The sequence below is a fragment of the Wolbachia endosymbiont of Drosophila tsacasi genome (genome assembly GCF_028982115.1).
In the GTDB taxonomy this organism is placed as follows: Bacteria; Pseudomonadota; Alphaproteobacteria; order Rickettsiales; family Anaplasmataceae; genus Wolbachia; species Wolbachia pipientis_B.
In genome coordinates this window covers 1-3,828 of the sequence record NZ_JAPQLJ010000028.1, presented here as the reverse complement: position 1 = coordinate 3,828, position 3,828 = coordinate 1, and the positions used below count along the sequence as shown (strand labels likewise).

Here is a 3,828-nt window from a genome sequence, read left to right as displayed (position 1 = left end):
TAGACTTCTTTCAAAATTGAGAGAAGGAGTGTAAGATGAAATATTTGAAAGGTGAAATATAAAGAAATAAAGGAGTTAGAAGGAGAAAAATTTCGACGTTTAACAGGTGTAAAAAAAGCAACATTCGAGAGAATGGTAGAAATTCTGGATGAGGAAGACAGAAGAAAAAAAGCTAGAAGCGGGAGAAAAAGTAAGCTTTGCGTAGAAGACAGGCTACTTATGACACTGGAATACATAAGAGAATATCGCACATATTTTCATATAGGACAAAGTTATGGCATGAGTGAAAGTAACTGTTTTAAAATAGTAAAGTGGGTAGAGGACACATTAATAAAACATCCAGATTTTGCATTACCTGGGAAAAAAGATCTATTAAATAGTAGTGTAAAATACGAAGTTTTGGTAATAGGTGGAACTGAAACCCTAGTAGAGAAGCCAAAAAAAAGCAAAAACGCTTTTACTCTAGAAAGAAAAAAAGGCATACTATAAAAACACAAATAGTAACAGAGAAGAAGAGTAAAAAGGTCATTTGTACATCTTTTTCAAATGGTAGGAAGCACGATTTTCGGATATTTAAAGAATCAAAGGCTGCCGGGAACTAAAATCTTAGCTGATGCTGGCTACAGAGGAATGCAAAGGATAGATAAAAATGTTGAATTACCACACAGAAAAACGAAAAAGAATCCGTTGAGCAAAGAACAAAAAAGAGAGAACAGAGCTCTTTCTAGCCAAAGGGTAATGGTTGAAAACTTAATTGGCTTATTGAAAAGGTTTAAAATCATCTCGGACAGGTATAGAAATAGACGAAAACGTTTTGGTTTAAGATTTAATTTGATTGCTGCCATTCACAATTTTGAGCTCTCACATGAATTTTGAAAGAAGTCTATTGAAACAAGAGTCCAGTGTCAAGCACTGGAATGACACCTAGGGGGCTTGGATGACACCATTCTTTTTTCTGGATCCCAGTGTCTGTACGACTAGTACAACATTGCATAATTCTATTATGCATATTTTGATCAAAATTTGCAAGACTTTTTATGCGAAATACTATGTATAGGTGATTGTGGTTGATTTCAATTTGATGAATTAACATTCTAATAATATTTTGCTTAGTCTGCCAATCTACCAGATCAAGCTTTGATTCAACGCTTGAGGAAAAGTTTTTCAAGCTATCTGTAACAAGGCTCAGTTCTTGTTGTAACTTCTTTTGATCAAGTGCTTTTTCTTTCTCCTCTTCAATTTCTTTCAAATGCTGTTTTATTGTTGTAATTCTTGGCTCAAATTCTTCTTGGCTTATAAACCCTTTGGCATAGCTATCAATAAATTTTTTGATACTTAATCTTAGCTTACTTTCTTGCTTTTCACGTGTTTGATTATGTAAAGGTTTTTTGTTCTCTGATAATCTACGTTGATATTCATTTGCAATCCTATCTGGCTCTTTCAAGATACTCTTGACTTCTTCCCATATAACTCCATCTAATATATCAGTGCGTATTGATTTATTATCGCAGATTTTATTGCCATTAAATTTGCTAGAGTTTGTACCAGAGCAACGATAGTAATAATATGTCGACTTTTTATGAACGTGGTTTGTACCACAATAAGTATATTGACAACGTTGGCATACCATTAAACCTTGTAATAAATATGTTTCTTTTCTTTGCCGTGCTCTTGCCCTTTGTCTATTTTCAACTAGTTGTGCTTGTACTGAATCAAATAAATTATCATTGATTATTTTTGGCACTGGAACATAAACCCAGTTTTCTTTATCATTACTAAAATGACCATTTTTGAGTTTACCGCAAGTTCCTTTTTTTGATTTCCTCACTTGTGGCTTCGAGCATGCCTTAGTTTTACCATAAGCTGCTTGTCCTATATAAGCAGGATTTCTTAACATTTTCCAAATAGTACTTCTTTTCCAACGGTCCTTTCCTGTTTGTGTTATTACCGATATCTCGCTAAGTCTATGTATAACTTCATTGATGCTTATTCTTTCTTGACCAACCCAATTAAATATTTTGCATACTACATCTGCTTCTTCTTGATTAATTTCAAACTGAGCACTTCCTTCACCTACATGTTTTGCTATGTAGCGATAACCATAAGGTGCATTACTCATTACGCTTATACGGCCAGTTTTAGCTGCATGGAGTTTTCCTCTGCGATTACGTTCCATAATCTTTGCACGTTCGTACTCTGCTACTAATCCTTGGATTCCTAAAAACATATTAGATTCTGGGTTATCCTCAAATTTATGATTTAAGAAAATAACCTCTGATCCTGCTTTTCTAAACTCTTCGAGTAAGAGCGCTTGGTATGCAGATTTCCGTGATAGCCGATCAGGTGAATGAATATATATCTTATCAATCTTACCTTCTGCTACTCTATCACGTAAACTCTCTAAGCTAGGACGTTCTAAATTTGATCCACTGTAGCCATTATCAACAAACCTGGGCTCATCTAATAACTCATGTCCATTACTACTAATGCGACGCTCCAACTCTACAATCTGACTCTCTATTGTATTCTCCTGTGCCTGTTGTCTTGATGAAACTCTTGCATACAAGCTTACCGTTACCATTTTCTTCTACCTCCTTTATTTTATATTTCAATAATTGTTCATAAGCATTTGCCAAATATGTACCCGCCAACCTGTGAGGTTCATAACGGCAATTAATAGTTAATTCCCCTTTTTGCATGTTTTTCTTCCTGTGAATTTTTTTAAAGGAAAAATCTTGTTAAACCTGAAAGAAACTATTTTATCCAGTGCTATAACAATTTTTAAATATAATTTATTAAGAAGTATTTTTGCAGTTATAACCGGAACGCTCAATGGTGCTAGAGTGCCCGTTTGGGAGCATGGTTTTGGAGGAACGGTTAAACCACTGATGGAGTCTATTACAACTACCTCGATTAGAAGATTGTATAATCTAACCGTCCCAAGCTTAAATACTTCTTCATTATAAGTTATAGGAGGTCAATTACAATGACAAAAAGTAAATTAGAGGTAATGAATCCTGATGCAGCAGGGATAGATGTTGGTTCGGCTGTACATTATGTATGTATACCCGAGAGAAGAGATGAGCAACGTGTTCAAAAATTTGGCTGCTTCACTGAAGACCTTCATAATTTAGCAAGGTGGTTAAAAAAGTGTAAAGTTACAACCGTAGCGATGGAATCAACTGGTGTATATTGGATTCCTTTGTTTCAAATACTGGAATCTTACGGTTTTGAAGTTAAGTTGGTAAATGCGCGACATGTAAAAAATGTACCTGGGAGAAAGTCAGATGTTCAGGACTGTCAGTGGTTACAACAACTACATAGTTATGGATTACTCCAAGGGTCATTTAGGCCAGATAGCCAGATGTGTGTATTGCGTAGTTACGTGCGACAACGTAAGAACCTCACTGAAAGTGCATCTACACATGTTCTGCGTATGCAGAAGGCATTAATTCAAATGAATATACAACTGCATAGAGTTATAAGAGATATAACAGAAGTAACTGGTATGAAAATTATCAAGGCTATAATTAAAGGCGAAAGAGATTCTGGGAAATTGGCTCAATTCAGGGATGCACGAATAAAAAATGATCAGTCTACTATAGCAAAAGCGTTAGCTGGCGATTATAGAGAGGAACATGTATTCACGCTAAAGCAAGAATTTGAACTATATAATATTTATCAAGAAAAAATAGCAGAATGTGATAGAAATATTGAGGTCTATTACAAAACGTTTGAAACAAAATCTAACGAAAGTAAACAGTTGAGTAAGGAAAAGAATAAGCACAGAAAAAGTAAGCCTGACTTTGCTTTGCACGAGGAACTGCA

At 34.8% G+C, this 3,828-nt stretch carries 3 protein-coding genes and 1 pseudogene; 3 read left to right on the top strand and 1 reads right to left on the bottom strand.

From position 1 onward, the window contains the following. The first annotated feature begins 51 nt into the window (after positions 1-51). Positions 52-876: pseudogene (locus OZD70_RS05970) on the top strand (IS5 family transposase). Positions 877-883: 7 nt separating this feature from the next. On the opposite strand, the gene OZD70_RS01685 reads toward OZD70_RS05970, so the two are convergent. Then, positions 884-2,581 carry a recombinase family protein gene (locus OZD70_RS01685; RefSeq protein ID WP_275020435.1) on the bottom strand — a complete coding sequence of 566 codons (1,698 nt, stop codon included), beginning with the start codon at positions 2,579-2,581 and terminating at the stop codon, positions 884-886. A gap of 154 nt (positions 2,582-2,735) precedes the next feature. Between OZD70_RS01685 and OZD70_RS01680 the strand changes: the two genes are divergently transcribed. Continuing rightward, complete coding sequence (locus OZD70_RS01680) at positions 2,736-2,966, top strand: hypothetical protein (protein WP_275020106.1); 231 nt, start codon at positions 2,736-2,738, stop codon at positions 2,964-2,966. A gap of 14 nt (positions 2,967-2,980) precedes the next feature. Further along, the coding region (locus OZD70_RS01675) for an IS110 family RNA-guided transposase (RefSeq protein ID WP_275020111.1) at positions 2,981-3,828 on the top strand (848 nt) is incomplete at its 3' end.

What these genes read in the sequence shown, in the direction of transcription:
- OZD70_RS01685 (WP_275020435.1), bottom strand. Translation starts at nt 2,581, where the DNA reads ATGGTAACGGTAAGCTTGTATGCAAGAGTTTCATCAAGACAACAGGCA.